The sequence below is a fragment of the Stenotrophomonas sp. 59 genome (assembly GCF_030291095.1).
Lineage (GTDB): Bacteria > Pseudomonadota > Gammaproteobacteria > Xanthomonadales > Xanthomonadaceae > Stenotrophomonas > Stenotrophomonas maltophilia_Q.
On the sequence record NZ_CP127408.1, the window covers coordinates 2,433,856 to 2,450,060 of the forward strand.

Here is a 16,205-nt window from a genome sequence, read left to right on the forward strand (position 1 = left end):
GTCCATTCCGTTCGTGTTCCGGCCCCGGCCGGCTCTGACATTCGAGGAGAGTCCCATGAGCCTGCTCAACGCCTGGTTCAACGCCTTCCTGCGCAGCCGTCGCGCAGGTAACCTGTTCCGCCGCCGCGCGATGCCCGAGGCCGGCTTCGGCCCGGGCAGTGCCGAAGCGGCACCATTCGCACTCACCACCGGCCTGGTCACCCTCGCCCAGCAGGATGAAGACCAGCTGCTGGCCACGCTGGAATCGCATGCCGATGGCCTCAGCCCCCATGAGGCCGAGGAACGCCTGGCAACGCTCGGCCCCAACGAGGTGGATCACGAAAAGCCGCTGTCGTGGTGGCGCCACCTGTGGCAGTGCTACCGCAATCCGTTCAACCTGCTGCTGACCGTGCTGGCCGCGGTGTCCTGGCTGACCGAGGACATCAAGGCGACGATCGTGATTGGTGCGATGGTGCTGCTGTCCACGCTGATCCGCTTCGTGCAGGAAGGCCGCTCCAACCGTGCCGCGGAGCGGCTGAAGGCTCTGGTCGGCAACACCGCGCGCGTGCTGCGGCGCAATCCCGGCACCGAGGCGGCCGATGTGGCCGACCAGTACTTCGGCGCGCACCTGCACAGCCGCCGTCCGGCGCGCCTGCTGGACCTTCCGATCCGCGAGCTGGTGCCCGGTGACCATATCGTGCTGTCGGCCGGCGACATGATTCCGGCCGATTGCCGCGTGCTGACCGCCAAGGACCTGTTCGTGGCGCAGGCGGCAATGACCGGTGAGTCGCTGCCTGTGGAGAAGTTCGCGCACCCGGGCGACGGGCTGGCCGGCCTGCTGGAACAGCACAACCTGCTGTTCATGGGTACCAATGTGGTGTCCGGCACGGCCACGGCCATCGTGCTGGCCACCGGCAACCGCACCTACTTCGGCACGCTGGCCCAGCGCAGCACCGCCACCGACCGCGCGCCGACCGCTTTCCAGGCCGGCGTCAACAGTGTCAGCTGGCTGCTGATCCGCTTTGCGCTGGTGATGGTGCCGTTCGTGCTGCTGATCAACGGCTGGACCAAGGGCGACTGGACCGAGGCGTTCCTGTTCGCATTGTCGGTGGCGGTGGGCCTGACCCCGGAGATGCTGCCGATGATCGTCACCTCCACCCTGGCCAAGGGCGCGGTGTTGCTGTCGCGGCGCAAGGTGATCGTCAAGCGCCTGGATGCGATCCAGAACTTCGGCGCGATGGAAGTGCTGTGCACCGACAAGACCGGCACCCTTACCCAGGACAAGATCGCGCTGGAGCGCCACACCGATGTATTCGGTCACGATTCGGAAGACGTGCTGAAGTTCGCCTACCTCAACAGCCATTTCCAGACCGGGCTGATCAACCTGCTGGATCGCGCGGTGCTGGAGCACGTGGAGCTGCAGAGCTCGCTGCGGCTGTCGCAGGACTACCACAAGGTGGACGAGATTCCGTTCGATTTCGAGCGCCGCCGCATGTCGGTGGTGGTCTCCGAGCGCGAGGACCACCACGAGCTGATCTGCAAGGGCGCGGTCGAGGAAATGCTGGCGGTGTGCAGCACGGTGCGCGAGAACGGCCACGACATGCCGCTGGACGAGCGCCGCCTGGCCCGCGTGCGGCAGACCACCGAGGAACTGAACGAACAGGGCCTGCGCGTGGTGGCGGTGGCGATGAAGGAGACTGCGGCCAGCCAGACGGCGTATTCGCAGGCCGACGAATGCGGGCTGACCCTGGTCGGCTACGTCGCCTTCCTCGACCCACCGAAGGAATCGGCGGCTCAGGCACTGCAGGCGCTGGCCGCGCATGGCGTGGAAGTGAAGGTGTTCACCGGCGACAACGAGCTGGTCACCGCCCGGGTCTGCGCCCAGGTCGGGCTGGACGCGGACACCATCCTGACCGGCCCGCAGATCGAGCGCATGGATGACGGCGCGCTGTCGCGTGCGCTGCACCACCACCGCGTGTTCGCCCGCCTGACGCCGCTGCACAAGGAACGCCTGGTGCGCGAGCTGCGCGCACAGGGCAAGGTGGTCGGTTTCCTTGGTGACGGCATCAACGATGCCCCGGCACTGCGTGCGGCCGACATCGGCATCAGCGTGGACAGCGCCGTGGACATCGCCAAGGAGGCCGCCGACATCATCCTGCTGGAAAAGAACCTGATGGTGCTGGAAGAAGGCGTCATCCAGGGCCGGCGCACGTTCAACAACATGCTGAAGTACATCCGCATGACCGCCAGCTCCAACTTCGGCAACGTGTTCTCGGTGCTGGTGGCCTCGGCCTTCCTGCCGTTCCTGCCGATGCTGCCGCTGCAGCTGCTGGTGCAGAACCTGCTGTACGACATCTCGCAGATCGCCATTCCGTTCGACAACGTGGACGAGGAACTGGTGCGCAAGCCGCTGAAGTGGAACCCGGCGGACATTGGCCGCTTCATGGTGTTCTTCGGGCCGATCAGCTCGATCTTCGACCTGACCTGCTTCGCGTTGATGTGGTACGTGTTCGATGCACGCACGCCGGCCGACCAGGGCCTGTTCCAATCCGGCTGGTTCGTGGTCGGCCTGCTGACCCAGACCCTGATCGTGCACATGATCCGTACGCCGAAAGTACCGTTCCTGCAGAGCATCGCTGCACCGCCCCTGCTGCTGATGACCGGCCTGATCATGGCCATCGGCGTGGCCCTGCCGATGAGCCCGTTGGCCGGCTACTTCAAGCTGCAGGCCCTGCCGGCCGGCTACTGGCCGTTCCTGGTGGCGATCCTGTTCGGCTATGCGGTGCTGACCACCGCGCTGAAGCGCTTCTACATCCGTCGCTACGGCTGGCAGTAGCAGCCCGCCGCCTTGTCCAGGGAGAAACACATTGGACATCAACCCCAACCTGCCGGCGTTCAACGCCGGCGCGACCCTCGGTTCGCTGATCAGCCTGTCGGTGGCCTTCGTGCTGGGCGCGATCATCGGCCTGGAGCGGCAGTTGCGCCAGCGCACCGCCGGCCTGCGCACCAACACGCTGGTGGCGGTGGGCGCGGCGGTGTTCGTCGACCTGGCCGTGCGCTTCCATGACCTGTATGGCGGCCCGCCGTCGCCGCTGCATGTGGTGGCCTATGTGATCTCCGGGGTCGGCTTCCTGGGCGCCGGCGCGATCATGAAGGACGGCGCGCAGGTGTCCGGCCTGAACACCGCCGCCACCCTGTGGGGCTCGGCGGCGGTGGGAGCCTGCGCGGGCATCAAGCTGCTGCCTGAGGCAGTGCTGGCAGCGGTGTTCGTGCTGGCCGCCAACACCCTGCTGCGGCCGGTGGTGAACCGCATCCAGCGCCAGCCGCTGCCGGAAGCCTTCAGCGAAGCAACGTACGCGATCAACGTGGTCTGCCTGCGTGAACAGCAGGCAGAGGTACTGGACCAGCTGTTGCTGCTGCTGGAACAAGCGCAGTACCCGGTTCGCGCGGTGGACCAGCGGCCGTTCGGCGAGCGCGACGTGGAGATCGAAGCGGTGCTGTACGCCACCACCGTTGATGCCGGCGAACTGGATGCCGTGCTGGCGACGCTGGCCGCCACCCCCGGCGTATTGCAGGGATTCTGGAACGCCAGCCTGGAGGAGTAGTGCCGGCCGCTGGCCGGCAACCTCAATAACTCCGGCAACACCGTGCAGCTGCCGGCCAGCGGCCGGCACTACCAGGCATCGTTTCGCCTTGTGCTGACCAACGGTCGGCACCCACCCCACGAGAGCACGCCGACCAAGGTCGGCGTTCAACAGTGGCGGCTTTGCTATCCTTTCCCCCCACACCAGGGAGCCGTCCCGATGCCATCGCTGTCGCCCCGTCGCCCCCTGGTGTTGCTGGCCCTGATCGTGGTGATGGCGGCGATCTTCCTGATCGATACCGTCACCGACTACGCCGTTGCAGCAGCATGCTTCTACGCGGCGGTGATCCTTGCGGCGTCGCGCGTGCTCAGCGCTCGCGGGTTGATCTTCCTGGCCATCGCCTGCATCGCGCTGACCGGGCTGAGCTTCTTCCTCACCCGCTTCGGCACCTACCGCATCGGCCTGGTCAATTCGGTGATCGGCATGCTGGTGATCGGCATCACCACCTATCTCGCCTTGAACATGGAGGCGGCCAAGGCCGCGGTACAGGAGGCGCAGGGCCGGTTGCTGCGGGTCGCGCGTGCATCCACCGTCGGCGAACTGACCACCTCCATCGCGCACGAAGTGAACCAGCCGCTGGCGGCCATCGCCAGCAGCGCCGAAGCCTGCCAGCGCTGGTTGGCACAGGACCCACCGAACGTCGAAAAGGCACGGCAGACCGTGGCCCGGATTCTTTCCGATGCGCACCGCGCCGGCGACGTGATCGCCCGCATCCGTGGCCTGACCCAGGGCGCCGCGCCGGAGCGACGCGCCTTCGACCTGAACCAGGCGGTCGAGGAAATGCTGGCGCTGTCGCGAAGCGAACTGGACCGGCACGGCGTGACCGTGGCCCTGCTGCTGGATGCCGACCTGCCACCGGTGCAAGCCGATCGCGTGCAGATACAGCAGGTGATCGGCAACCTGATCCTCAATGCCGTCGATGCGATGGAAACCGTGCCCGCCGCCGACCGACGCCTGTCCCTGCTGACCCGGCGCAATGGGCAGCGGATCAGCCTCAGCGTGCGCGACCGTGGTGCCGGCCTGCCTGCCGACCATCCCGAGCGTGTATTCGATGCGTTCTGGACCACCAAGTCGCACGGCCTTGGCCTCGGCCTCAGCCTGAGCCGCTCGATGATCGAAGCCAATGGCGGCCATATCCGCGCGGAGCGCCCGAGTGGCGGCGGCGCCTGCTTCATCTTCGACCTGCCCATCGCCCTGGATACCCCTCATGCGTAAGACCCCTGCACCCGCGGCCGAACCGGCGCCGATCGTCTACGTGGTCGACGATGATCCGTCGGTGCGCGCGGCGCTGGAAGACCTGCTGGCCTCGATGGGCCTGCAGGTGCGCGCCTTCGCCTCCACCCAGGCCTTCCTCGACCACGATCTGGAAGACACCCCTGCGTGCCTGGTGCTGGACGTGCGCATGCCGGGCCAGAGCGGGTTGGAGTTCCAGCGCAGCATGGGCAGCCTGGGCCTGCAGCTGCCCGTGGTGTTCATCACCGGTCACGGCGACATCGCGATGGGCGTCAATGCAATCAAGGACGGCGCCATCGAGTTCCTGACCAAACCCTTCCGCGACCAAGAACTGCTCGATGCGATCCACAAGGGCATCGAGCTCGACCGCCTGCGGCGCCGCGAAGGCGAGGCACTGGACGCGCTGCAGCAGCGCTGGGACACACTCAATGCCGGTGAGCGCGAGGTGGTCGATGGCGTGGTGCGCGGCCGGCTCAACAAGCAGATCGCTGGCGACCTCGGGGTCAGCGAGATCACGGTGAAGGTGCGCCGCGCCCAGGTGATGCGCAAGATGGGCGCGCGCACCCTGGTCGATCTGGTGCGCATGTATGACCGCCTGCAGGCGGGTACTGCGTGAACATCCACGTCACTGACCGGTAGAGTCGACTGTTGGTCGACCGCACGGTAGAGCCGGTAGAGTCGACTGTTGGTCGACTGCACGGTAGAGCCAGTAGAGTCGACTGTTAGTCGACTGCTTCGCTCGGATGCAGAAACCCCGCGTTCTGCGCGTCAGTCGACCAACAGTCGGCTCTACACATGGGTTTGAACGCCGCTACTTCTTCGTCGCCAGCACGATCACCCCGGCCACCACCAGGCCGATCCCGCTCCATTCCCGCAGGGTCGGTCGTTCGCCCAGCAGCAGGTAGGCCAGCACGATCACCAGCACCACACTGAATTTGTCGACCACCGCGACCTTGGCCAGCTCACCACTTTGCAGCGCGCGGAAGTAGAACAGCCATGAAGCGCCGGTGGCCAGTGCAGACAGCACCAGGAACAACTGGGTGCGACCCGGCAACAGCAACGGATTGGACCATTTGCCGGTAACCACCACCAACGGCAGGATCACCGCGGCCACCACCAGGGTGCGGATCGCCATGGCCAGGTCCGAGTCGACGCCCTTCACGCCCACCTTGGCGAACAACGCGGTCAGCGCGGCGAAGCACGCCGACAACCCGGCCCACACCAACCACTGCGGAACGTTCTGCATGCTGCGCCTCTCCCGGATCCATGCGTCCCGTTGCCAACGCTACACCCGTCGCACGCCTGCGCAAGCAATGCGGGGCAACGTGCGGATCAGGCGCTTTGCAGGCGGCGCTTCAACCGCGTGTCCATCAGTCCCACGGCCAGCAGCACCGCACTGGTCAGCCAGCCGGCAGCCAGCAGATGGGCCTGCGTCAGCGCGACACCCAGCACGGCCAGCGCCACGGCACCGAACAGATGCGACCAGGGCGCACGCCCGTAGACCACCCGCTTGTACAAGGCGCTGCCCAGCAGGTAGATCAGCGGCCCAGCCACCAGCACCGTCGCATACACCGGCGTGACCGCCGCGCCCGGGTGATCCATCACCAGGTCATTGCCCACCGCTGTGGCGATGATGCCCGCGATCAGCAGTGCATGTACGTAGTGGAAGTTGGCGCCCATGCGCCCGGGGTCGGCCGCATGGGTGATCGCCTCGGTGGCGTCGCGGCTGGAGATACCGAAATACAGCCACCACATGGCGATGGTCCCGGCGAAGGTGGCCAATACCGCCGATACCACATCGCCGCTCCAGTGCTCGACCCCGCTGAGTACGCCCCCCGTCGCCAGCAGGGTCTCTCCCAGCGCGACGATGACAAACAACTGGCATCGCTCGGCCAGGTGCCCGCCCTCGATGGTCCACTCACGGGTGTGTGAACGGCCCAGCCCCGGGAACGCAAAACCGAACATCGGCGAGACATACTCGCAGGCGACCGCCACAGCCCACAGCACCAGCCGCGCATTACCCTCGGTCGCAGCCCCGGCCAGCCAGAAGCACGCCGAGACGCTGACCCAGGCCAGCATCCGGCGGAAATTGGGCGCCAGCGGATGGCTGCGACCGACCTCCAGCAGCACGAACACGGTGCGCCCGACCTGCATGGTGGCGTAAGCCCCGGCAAACACCCAGGCGCGATCGGCAAAGGCTTCGGGGATGGACGAAGACATCAGCAGCGCCAGCAGCATGGTGACGAACAGCAGGCCGCGGATGCGTGGTGCCTCCGGATCGAACCAGTTGCTGACCCAGCAGGCGTACTGCCAGCCCAGCCAGACCGCGAACCACAGCACCAGCGTCTGCATCACGCCGACCAGGTCCAGGTGGTGCAGGAGGTGATGGCTGAGCTGGGTAACCGCAAATACATAGACGAGGTCGAAGAACAACTCTTCGTAGGTCACGCGGGCATGGTGGCCATCGCGCTGGCGCAGGGCGGGCAGCCGCAGTCGTGTGCTCATGGCCGTCCTTCAGCGCGCCAGGCGCCAGTACAGCAGACCGGCCAGCAACGCCGGCACGGCGAACACCAGCAGTAGGATCGGCAGTTCCTCGCGGACGGCATAGCCGGCCTTGCTCACGCCCACCCACATGTTGGCTACCGTCACCAGCAGCCAGGTGGCGATGAACGCAATCAGGGCCGCAGGCAGCTGTGACTGGCCTACGCTCCATAGCCGCCCGAACAGCAGGAATACCCCCAACAGCAGAACCCCACCCACCATCACCAGAAGCACGTGCATGGTCCATCTCCTTGAGCCTGCTTGCAGGCTAGCCGCGGCCGATTCTGCGCTCCAGCCGATGATCGTGGTTTCACCTTCCAGCCCCGACGAACAATCCCGACCCGCGTGCCGCATGGCAAACGAGAACAGTTCCCATTAGTATTGCGTCATCGCGCAGGGATGCCCTCCCCGCGCCCGCCCTTTGCCCCCACTGCCGGTCCGGATGTCCCGCCTGCCCTCTCCCTGCCCGCCTGCGCCGCCGTTGATGTCCTCGCTGGTGCGCCATTACGAGGAACTGGTGGAATATCTGCGCCGCCGTTTCCGCTCGCCGGGGCTGGCCCGTGAGGTGGTGCACGATGTCTGCGTGCGCCTGCTGGAGCGCCCGGTCGCGCACGACGCACGGCAACCGGTCGCGCTGCTGCGGCGGATCGCACACGATGCCGCGGTGGACCGCTGCCGCGCCGAGGATCTGCGCCGGCACTGGGTGGAGGCGCGTGCCGAGCTGCCCGATGACGCCTGCCCGCGCCCCGGGCCGGAGCAGCAGGTGCAGGGACAGCAGGCCATGCAGCGACTGGGCGCGACCATCGAACGCATGCCCTGCCGCCGCCAGCAGGTCTTCATCCTGCACAAGATCCATGAACTGCCACAGGCCGAGGTCGCCCGGCGCATGGGCATCGGCCTCAAGGCGGTAGAGCGCCACCTGCGCCTGGCCATGGCCGATTGCCAACTGTCGGCTGGCATGTGATGAGTCCACAACCGCCGCCATCCACGCCGCAACCGCCGGTCCCGCCCACTACCACCGACCAGGTGCTGGACCAGCATCGCGATGCCTTGAAGGAACGCTTCCCCATGCCCAGCGCGGATGCCCTGCAGCGTCGCCGCGGTGGGCGTGCCGCGAAGATCGTCCTGCCGCTGCTGCTGATCGCGGTCGCTGGCGTGTTCATCGCCGACCCGGCATGGCAGGTGCGCGACTATCGGACTGCGGTGGGCGAACGCCGCGACATCCGCCTGCCCGATGGCAGCCATCTGCTGCTCGACGCCGGTACCCATCTGCAGGTTCGCAGGCACGTTCGCTCGCGGCAGGTGGTGCTGGTGCAGGGCCAGGCCCGTTTCCAGGTGCAGCACTCGACCTGGCGCCCGTTCGAGGTCGAGGCCGGGCCGGTGCATGTGCGCAACTACGGCACGGTGTTCGACGTGGACCGGCAGGGCAGCCTCAGTGAGGTAACCCTGTGGCGCGGCGAGGTGGGCGTGCGCGTGGATGGCGGGGGCGCCGAGCAGCGCCTGAAGCCGGGGCAGCGCGTGCTGGCCCAGCCGGGATCGTTGTCGCCACCCGAGCCGGTCAGCCCGGACCGGGCCGACTGGACCCGTGGCCGCCTGCAGTTCGATCGCCTGCCGCTGGCCGAAGTGCTGCGCATCCTTCAGCGTTATCACGACCGTCCCATCGTGCTGGATGACCCGCAGCTGGGACCGCTGCAGGTCTCGGGCGTGTTCGATGCCGACCACGCCGAAACCGCCGTTGCGCTGCTGCCGGAGATCCTGCCGGTGCAGGTGCACACGGCCAACGATGGCAGCCTGCATCTGCGCGCACGCGATTGATTGCGCCCGCGAGGGTGGGTTGCGCGTCGTCCCATCCGGCAGCTGCTTGAACCCCTCCGAAGGACCCTGCATGACCCGCCCTGTCCCGCCTGCCGCCCTGCGCCGGTTGGCCCCTGCCCTGCTCGCCGCCTGCCTGTGCGCGGCCCTGCCCGCCATGGCGCAGAGCGCTGCATCCGTGCCCGTCGAGCTTCACCTGCCCGCCGGCCCGCTGCATGCGTCGCTCAATGCGCTGGCGCGCCAGAGTGGCATCCAGCTGTTGTTCGCCGCCGACAGCGTGAATGGCCGCCGCGCGCCGGCACTGGATGGCCGCTATGCACCGCGCGAAGCGCTGCAACGCCTGTTGCAGGGCCACGATCTGACCCTGCAGGAACGCTCCCCCGGGGTATTCGTGGTCAGTGCAACTGCTGCGCAGGCCAAGGCCAGGCCCAACGCAACGGCACGCCCCGCCGCGCCGGCCAATCCGACCTCGCTGGCCCGTGTCACGGTCTCGGCCTCGACCGCTCGCATGCCGCAGGGCGAGACCGCGATGCCCAACACCATTACGGTGCTGACCCGCGAGGACATCGCCCAGCAGCTGGCATTGGGTTCGGATGTGTCGCGGGTGCTGTCGTCACAGATCCCGGCGTTTGCCCCGGCGCGCGAGAAGATGTCCAACTACGGCGAAACAATGCGTGGCCGCGGCATCCTCTACATGGTCGACGGCGTGCCACAGTCCACCCCCCTGCGTGACGGCTCACGGGATTCGCACACCATCGACCCGGCGATGATCGAACGCATCGAGGTCATCCACGGCGCCAACGCGCTGCAGGGCATCGGCGGTACCGGTGGCATCGTCAACATCATCACCCGCAGCGCACCCAGCGAGCCGGGCGCGTTCCTGCTCGACACCAATGTCAGCTACAGCTCCGCCCTGCCCAGCCGCCACGATGACAATGGCCAGCGCGGCTCGGCCCTGGTGGGCGTGCGCGGCGAACAGTTCGACCTGGTTGCCGGCCTGGCCTATGAAAAACAGGGCCTGTACCACGACGGCGAGGGCCGATCGATCGGCACCAACGCGCAGGGCGAGCTGATGGACTCGACCTCATCGAACGTGTTCGCCAAGCTGGGCTGGAACATTGCCGAAGGCCACCGCCTGCAATTGATGGCCAACCGCTACGAGCTGCGGGGGCTGGACAATTACTTCGCGGTGAACGGCGACTTCCGCAGCGGCCGCCCGACGATTTCGGTGCGCGGTGACACGCCGCTGGACCCACCGATGAACCGCTCGCGCGCCCTGACTGTCGATTACAGCGCCGCCGACCTGCTCGGTGGCCGCTTCCAGGCCCAGGCCTTCGCGGTGGACTTCGAGGGCCGCTATGGCGCCAGCCAGTGGGACCCGTGGGGCAACACCGGTGCCAACGCCGCCTGGGACCAGACCCAGAACGAATCGGACAAGCGCGGCTTCAAGCTGACCCAGAGCTGGAGCCGCATCGCCGATACCACGCTGGATGTGACCCTGGGCCTGGACGGCGTGCGTGACCGCACCCACCAGGTGCTGCTGGCCAGCGGCATGAACTGGGTACCGCTGACCATCTACCAGAGCCTGTCGCCGCTGCTGCAGCTGCACTGGTGGCCAACCGACCACCTGATGCTGTCCGGCGGCCTGCGCTACGAAAAGGGCGAGCTGGAGGTGGGGGACTACACCACCCTGCCTCGCTACGGCGCGCGCAAGGTGGCCGGCGGCAAGCCGACCATGAGCGAGACCCTGCCCAACTTCGGCGCGGTCTGGTACATCAACGATCGCCTCAACGCCTATGCCTCCTACTCGGAGGGATACACCGTGGCCGACGTCGGCCGCGTGCTGCGCGCGATCAACCGCGACGGCCAGCGCGTCGAGAGCCTCATCGACCTGTCGCCGGTGGTGTCGGACAACCGCGAGATCGGCCTGGAGTACGACGATGGCCGCTTCAGCGGCGACATCGCCTACTACACCTCCGAATCGAAGCTGGGTTCGGTGCTGGTCTATGACCCGGGCATCGATGCTTACGCAGTGCAGCGCCAGGCGACCCGCGTGGAGGGCTTTGAAAGCAACCTGCGGTTGCGGCTTGGCGACAGCCGGCTCGGCCTGGGCTATGCCCGTGCCAACGGCCGCTACGACGCCGACATCGACGGTCACCTCGACAGCGACCTGGCCGGCGTCAACATCGCGCCGAACCGGCTGACCGCGTTCTGGGAACAGGGCTGGACGCCGCAGCTCAGCACCCGCCTGCAGGCCAGCCATGCCTTCGACCGCAATTTCGACCTGCGTGGCGCGCGCGTGGCGGAGTTCAAGGGTTACACCACGGTGGACCTGGTCGCGCGCTACACGCTGGACAAGCACGCGTTCACGCTGGGCGTGCAGAACCTGGCGGACAAGCAGTACATCAGTTACTACTCGCAGACCACGCCGTCGAACCCAAGTTACTTCTCCGGCCGCGGCCGGGTGCTGACGCTGGGGTGGCAGTACCGCTACTGAGCCATCGGCGCCCTTATGGGAGCCATGAAATCTATGCGAGACGCGCTGAAGGAGGCCCATGCTAGTTTCTGGGCCTCCTTCAAACGGACGTGAATCATGCGTTTCCCTCTGCTCACCCTCACCGTTGCGGCCGTACTTCCGATCATCCACGCCAGCGCCGCCGAAGCGCCGTTGCCGCAGCTGCGGGCCTACACGGTGGACACGTCCTGGCTGCAGCCGATGGCGCCGCTGCAGATTGCTGATCACACCTGGCAGATCGGCACGCAGGACCTGACCGCTCTGCTGGTGCAGACCGCCGAGGGCGCAGTGCTGCTGGATGGCGGCATGCCACAGATGGCCGGTCACCTGCTGGACAACATGAAGCTGCGCGGCGTGGCCCCGCAGGACCTGCGATTGATCCTGCTCAGCCATGCGCATGCCGATCACGCCGGGCCGGTGGCGGAACTGAAGCGCCGTACCGGTGCGAACGTGGTGGCCAACGCCGAATCGGCCGTGCTGCTGGCGCGTGGCGGCAGCGACGACCTGCACTTTGGCGACGGTATCACCTATCCGCCGGCCAGCGCCGACCGCATCATCATGGATGGCGAAGTGGTCTCCATCGGCGGCATCGACTTCACCGCGCACTTCATGCCGGGGCACACGCCGGGAAGCACCGCGTGGACCTGGACCGATAGCCACGATGGCAAGCCGGTGCGCATCGCCTACGCCGACAGCCTGAGTGCGCCGGGCTACCAGCTCAAGGACAACCCCCGCTATCCGCGCCTGATCGAGGACTACAAGCGCAGCTTCACTACCGTGCGCGGCCTGCCCTGCGATCTGCTGCTGACTCCGCACCCGGGTGCCAGCAACTGGAACTATGCCGCCGGCAGCAAGGCCAGCGCCAACGCACTGACCTGCAAGGCCTACGCGGATGGGGCCGAGAAGAAATTCGACGCGCAACTGGCCAAGGAATCTGCGGCACACCGCTGATCCTGTAGAGCCTAGCCTACGCTCGGCTTGCTGGCAGAAAGCAGCCGAGCATGGGCTCGGCTCTACAGAGAGCGCATCGAAAGGTGCCGGTCAGAACCACCGGCACCTCCGCCTGTCAGCCCCCCTGCCCGTGCTGGGCGTACGGCTCGGTGCTGCCGTCGGCGCGCACCAGCTCGACGGTGTACGGCTGCACGTAGCCATCGGGCATTTCCATGCCCGGCGAACCGGCCGGCATGCCGGGCAGCACCAGACCACGCGCCGCGGGACGCTCCGCCAGCAGGCGCTTGATGTCCTCGGCCGGGATGTGTCCCTCGACCACATACCCGCCGATCTCGGCGGTATGGCAGGACGCCTTGCCGACCGGTACACCCAGGCGGACCTTGATCGGGTTCATGTCGTCGGTGTCACGCACATCCACCTGGAAGCCGGCGGCCTTCAGGTGATCGACCCAGATGCCGCAGCAACCGCAGCTGGCGGTCTTGTGCACGATGGCCACCGGCAAGGCCGGATCGATCTTGGCCGGGCTGACCTGGGCCGGCATCGCCGGTGCTTCGCTGGCAACCGGCGTGGCAGGCGATTTTTCGGCGGCACGCGCGCAGGCAGCCGTGGCCAGTACGGTGCCCAGCAGCAGGCCAAGAGAAAGAGTACGGTTCATTGAGTGATTCCTTTGCAGATGCGGGCAACAACGCCCGCCGCCCGCGCATCGAAGGCGCAGGCAGAGTCGAGATCGAGTCGAGCAGTCATGGCAGGCGCGTGGGGCCTGCAGGAAATCACACGATCGGAGGCCGCATCGGGTCCGGCGTTGGCGGCGGCGCGTGTTGAGGGGTACTGGCCGGAGCAGGCGCCTCGCGCCAGGGCGAGGCCGGCGTTCCGTTCAATGTCGCCAGCATGCCCAGGCAGGCCGGCGGGCATTCGCACTCACCGCTCTGGCAGGCTGTGGGGGCTGCATCATCGCAGCAGCCCGCTGCAGCCATCGCGGCCGGGTGCGGTGCTGTGCACTGGTCCTGGCTGGCCGGCCCGCTGTACGAAGTTGCGGCAAGCGCCAGCGCCGGTGCATTCAGCACCAGGGCAACGAGCAGCATCCATCGCAGCAGCAGGCCAGGCAGGTTCACATGCGGATGATAGCCGATGCGCGCGTCACGCAATCGCCGCCGCCATTGCACTCATCCGCACCGGGATCGACTTGGCTGCGGGCGTGCCGCTGATGCGGTCGTAGTAGCCCAGCGGCAGCAATGGGTTCAGTTCGGGGTAGTAGCCGGCCAGCGCGCCGCGCGGCATCGGGTAGTCCAGTACGGTCAGGCCCTCGATGCGCCGCTGCACGCCATCGCCGCTGATCGTCTCCAGGCTGACCAGCGCCTCTTTCTCCAGGCCGCGCGCCAGCCGGTCCTCGATGTTCATGAACAGCACCATGCGATCGTTGTACACGCCACGATAGCGGTCGTTGTAGCTGTAGATGGTGGTGTTGTACTGGTCGTGCGAACGGACAGTGGCCAGGCGCAGCATGTCCTGGTCGTGCACGGGATCGTCCACGTCCAGGCCGGGCATCACCAGGATGTTGGCCTTGCCATTGGGCGTGGGCCATGCGCGGCGGCGCGGCGGGATGTCCAGGTGGAAACCATGCGGCTGCTGGATGCGCTCGTTGAAGCCGGTGTAGATCTCCGGGTATACGGCAGCGATCAGCTCACGGATGGGGCCGTAGTCGTGCATGCAGCGTGCCCAGTCGACCCTGCTGTGCGGCAGGGTTGCCATCGCCATGCGGCAGACGATCTCGACCTCGGGCAGCACGTCGGCGCTGGCAGGCTCCAGCACGCCGCGCGACGCGGTCACGTTCGACATCGCATCTTCGATGGTGACGAACTGCTCGCCGGCCGGCGTAACGATGCGCTCCGAGCGCGCCACCACTGGCAGGATCAGCGCATCGCGGCCATGCACCAGGTGCCCACGGTTGAGCTTGGTGGCGATGCCCACGGTCAGCTCCAGGCCGCGCATGGCCTCGTACGCGCGCGGCGTATCAGGCACGGCATGGATGAAGTTGCCGCCCAGGCCGATGAATACCTTGGCGCTGCCATCCAGCATCGCCTCGATCGACTCGACCACGTGGTGCCCGTGCTCGCGCGGCGGGTCGAAGCCGAACACCTGCTGCACGCGGTCCAGATAGGCCGGCTTGGGCTTCTCGTCGATGCCGACGGTGCGGTCGCCCTGCACATTGGAATGGCCGCGGATCGGCCCGATGCCAGCACCGGGCTTGCCGAAGTTACCCCGCAGCAACAGCAGGTTGGCCACCTGCTGCAGCAGGCGCGAGCCGTACTGGTGCTGGGTCAGTCCCATGCCGTAGCAGATCACGGTGGCGTTGGAGCGGATGTAGATCTCCGCACAGCGGCGGATCTGCGCCTGTGTGATGCCGGAGACCCGCACGATCTCGTCCCAGTCCTGCGCCATCACGTCCTCGCGCAGCGCCTCCAGGCCCACCGTGTGTTCGGCCAGGAAGTCATGGTCGAGCACGCGCTCGCCCTGCGCTTCGCGCTCGAACATCACCTTCATCATGCCCTTGATCAGGGCCAGGTCGCCACCGATGCGGATGTGTACGAACTCGCTGGTGATCTCGGTCGAACCGAACGTGGCCATCTGCACCACGTCCTGCGGCTCGGCGAAGCGGATCAGCGCGCGCTCGGGCATCGGGTTGACCGCCACGATCGGAATGCCGCGTTTGCGCGCTTCCACCAGGTTGCTCATCATCCGTGGCGAGTTGGTGCCGGTGTTCTGGCCGATCACGAAGATCGCCTCGGCGTGCTCGAAGTCCTGCAGAACAATGGTGCCCTTGCCCACCCCGATGGCCGGTGGCAGGCCGCGGCTGGTCGGCTCGTGGCACATGTTCGAGCAGTCCGGGAAGTTGTTGGTGCCGAACTCGCGTACGAAGATCGAGTACAGGAAGGCGGCTTCGTTGGGCGTGCGCCCGGAGGTGTAGAACTCGGCCTGGTGCGGGCTGTCCAGCGCCTGCAGATGGCGGCCAATCAGCGCGAAGGCATCGTCCCAGCTGCACGGCACATAGTGGTCGGTCGTCGCGTCGTAGCGCATCGGCTCGGTCAGCCGGCCCTGCATCTCCAGCCAGTAGTCGGTCTGCGCCATCAGTTCGGTAACGGTGTGCTGCGCGAACAGCTCACGGCCGGCGCGGAACTGGGTGGCCTCCCAGGCCAGCGCCTTGGCACCGTTTTCGCAGAACTCCAGCTTCTTGCGTTCGTCGGCATCGGGGAACGCGCAGCTGGGGCATTTGAAGCCGCCGGGCTGGTTCATCGCCAGCAGCGCCTTCGAGCCTTTGCCGATCACGCTCTGCTGCAGCAGCACCTTGGCGGTGGCGCCGGCGGCACCCCACCCACCGGCGGGCTGGTTGTAGGGCTTGTAACGCGGCGGTTTCTGCTCGGACATGTTCGGGAACCTGGCGGGAGGAACGCAGCAACAATCGGCACAACGCGGTCGGGCGGCGCATTCGATGGCACGGCCAGCCCCACAGTCAAGCACGGCCCACGCCGCTT

At 67.1% G+C, this 16,205-nt stretch carries 14 protein-coding genes; 8 read left to right on the plus strand and 6 right to left on the minus strand.

Annotation, left to right across the window (positions count from 1 at the left end):
- Positions 1-55: 55 nt before the first annotated feature.
- The 4 genes from mgtA (at position 56) to QP552_RS11380 (ending at position 5,472) form a co-directional block, all read left to right on the plus strand.
- On the plus strand, positions 56-2,815 hold the full coding sequence (gene mgtA / locus QP552_RS11365; RefSeq protein ID WP_286073663.1) for a magnesium-translocating P-type ATPase: 2,760 nt from the start codon (positions 56-58) through the stop codon (positions 2,813-2,815).
- A 31-nt stretch (positions 2,816-2,846) separates the two neighbouring features.
- Positions 2,847-3,584, plus strand: a complete 738-nt coding sequence (locus QP552_RS11370; RefSeq protein ID WP_106550961.1) for an MgtC/SapB family protein — start codon at positions 2,847-2,849, stop codon at positions 3,582-3,584.
- Between the two features lie 198 nt (positions 3,585-3,782).
- Positions 3,783-4,838: an ATP-binding protein gene (locus QP552_RS11375; protein ID WP_286073664.1), complete on the plus strand. Its 1,056-nt coding sequence runs from the start codon at positions 3,783-3,785 to the stop codon at positions 4,836-4,838.
- Positions 4,831-5,472: a response regulator transcription factor gene (locus QP552_RS11380; RefSeq protein ID WP_111111738.1), complete on the plus strand. Its 642-nt coding sequence runs from the start codon at positions 4,831-4,833 to the stop codon at positions 5,470-5,472. Before QP552_RS11375 ends, QP552_RS11380 begins: the two co-directional genes overlap by 8 nt.
- 195 nt (positions 5,473-5,667) lie before the next feature.
- On the opposite strand, the gene QP552_RS11385 is transcribed toward QP552_RS11380, so the two are convergent.
- The 3 genes from QP552_RS11385 to QP552_RS11395 form a co-directional block, all read right to left on the minus strand.
- The gene (locus tag QP552_RS11385) at positions 5,668-6,102 is read right to left on the minus strand and encodes an EamA family transporter (RefSeq protein ID WP_049427888.1); all 435 of its coding nucleotides are present in this window, start codon (positions 6,100-6,102) and stop codon (positions 5,668-5,670) included.
- Positions 6,103-6,188: 86 nt separating this feature from the next.
- Positions 6,189-7,361 (minus strand): low temperature requirement protein A, encoded by a 1,173-nt coding sequence (locus QP552_RS11390; RefSeq protein ID WP_286073665.1) that lies wholly within the window; start codon positions 7,359-7,361, stop codon positions 6,189-6,191.
- A gap of 9 nt (positions 7,362-7,370) precedes the next feature.
- The gene (locus QP552_RS11395; RefSeq protein WP_286073666.1) at positions 7,371-7,637 is read right to left on the minus strand and encodes a hypothetical protein; all 267 of its coding nucleotides are present in this window, start codon (positions 7,635-7,637) and stop codon (positions 7,371-7,373) included.
- A 202-nt stretch (positions 7,638-7,839) separates the two neighbouring features.
- Between QP552_RS11395 and QP552_RS11400 the strand changes: the two genes are divergently transcribed.
- The 4 genes from QP552_RS11400 (at position 7,840) to blaL1 (ending at position 12,675) form a co-directional block, all read left to right on the plus strand.
- Complete coding sequence (locus tag QP552_RS11400) at positions 7,840-8,361, plus strand: RNA polymerase sigma factor (protein ID WP_106550967.1); 522 nt, start codon at positions 7,840-7,842, stop codon at positions 8,359-8,361.
- Complete coding sequence (locus QP552_RS11405) at positions 8,361-9,212, plus strand: FecR domain-containing protein (protein ID WP_286073667.1); 852 nt, start codon at positions 8,361-8,363, stop codon at positions 9,210-9,212. Before QP552_RS11400 ends, QP552_RS11405 begins: the two co-directional genes overlap by 1 nt.
- A 70-nt stretch (positions 9,213-9,282) precedes the next feature.
- Positions 9,283-11,706 carry a TonB-dependent receptor gene (locus tag QP552_RS11410; RefSeq protein ID WP_286073668.1) on the plus strand — a complete coding sequence of 808 codons (2,424 nt, stop codon included), beginning with the start codon at positions 9,283-9,285 and terminating at the stop codon, positions 11,704-11,706.
- A 96-nt stretch (positions 11,707-11,802) separates the two neighbouring features.
- Complete coding sequence (gene blaL1, locus QP552_RS11415; RefSeq protein WP_286073669.1) at positions 11,803-12,675, plus strand: L1 family subclass B3 metallo-beta-lactamase; 873 nt, start codon at positions 11,803-11,805, stop codon at positions 12,673-12,675.
- Between the two features lie 115 nt (positions 12,676-12,790).
- Here the strand turns inward: blaL1 and QP552_RS11420 are convergent, their stop codons facing one another.
- The 3 genes from QP552_RS11420 to QP552_RS11430 form a co-directional block, all read right to left on the minus strand.
- Entirely contained in the window at positions 12,791-13,330 is a 540-nt protein-coding gene (locus QP552_RS11420) for a DUF411 domain-containing protein (protein ID WP_286073670.1), read from the minus strand.
- A gap of 115 nt (positions 13,331-13,445) precedes the next feature.
- Complete coding sequence (locus QP552_RS11425; RefSeq protein WP_345782981.1) at positions 13,446-13,787, minus strand: hypothetical protein; 342 nt, start codon at positions 13,785-13,787, stop codon at positions 13,446-13,448.
- 25 nt (positions 13,788-13,812) lie between these two features.
- Positions 13,813-16,098, minus strand: coding sequence for an FdhF/YdeP family oxidoreductase (locus tag QP552_RS11430; protein ID WP_286073672.1), 2,286 nt, complete (start codon positions 16,096-16,098; stop codon positions 13,813-13,815).
- Between the last annotated feature and the right edge of the window lie 107 nt (positions 16,099-16,205).

Bases quoted from the DNA above. Each gene is read 5' to 3' on its own strand.
- mgtA (WP_286073663.1), top strand. From the start codon at position 56: ATGAGCCTGCTCAACGCCTGGTTCAACGCCTTCCTGCGCAGCCGTCGC.
- QP552_RS11375 (WP_286073664.1), top strand. From the start codon at position 3,783: ATGCCATCGCTGTCGCCCCGTCGCCCCCTGGTGTTGCTGGCCCTGATC.
- QP552_RS11380 (WP_111111738.1), top strand. From the start codon at position 4,831: ATGCGTAAGACCCCTGCACCCGCGGCCGAACCGGCGCCGATCGTCTAC.
- QP552_RS11385 (WP_049427888.1), bottom strand. From the start codon at position 6,102: ATGCAGAACGTTCCGCAGTGGTTGGTGTGGGCCGGGTTGTCGGCGTGC.
- QP552_RS11390 (WP_286073665.1), bottom strand. From the start codon at position 7,361: ATGAGCACACGACTGCGGCTGCCCGCCCTGCGCCAGCGCGATGGCCAC.
- QP552_RS11395 (WP_286073666.1), bottom strand. From the start codon at position 7,637: ATGCACGTGCTTCTGGTGATGGTGGGTGGGGTTCTGCTGTTGGGGGTA.
- QP552_RS11400 (WP_106550967.1), top strand. From the start codon at position 7,840: ATGTCCCGCCTGCCCTCTCCCTGCCCGCCTGCGCCGCCGTTGATGTCC.
- QP552_RS11405 (WP_286073667.1), top strand. From the start codon at position 8,361: ATGAGTCCACAACCGCCGCCATCCACGCCGCAACCGCCGGTCCCGCCC.
- QP552_RS11410 (WP_286073668.1), top strand. From the start codon at position 9,283: ATGACCCGCCCTGTCCCGCCTGCCGCCCTGCGCCGGTTGGCCCCTGCC.
- blaL1 (WP_286073669.1), top strand. From the start codon at position 11,803: ATGCGTTTCCCTCTGCTCACCCTCACCGTTGCGGCCGTACTTCCGATC.
- QP552_RS11420 (WP_286073670.1), bottom strand. From the start codon at position 13,330: ATGAACCGTACTCTTTCTCTTGGCCTGCTGCTGGGCACCGTACTGGCC.
- QP552_RS11430 (WP_286073672.1), bottom strand. From the start codon at position 16,098: ATGTCCGAGCAGAAACCGCCGCGTTACAAGCCCTACAACCAGCCCGCC.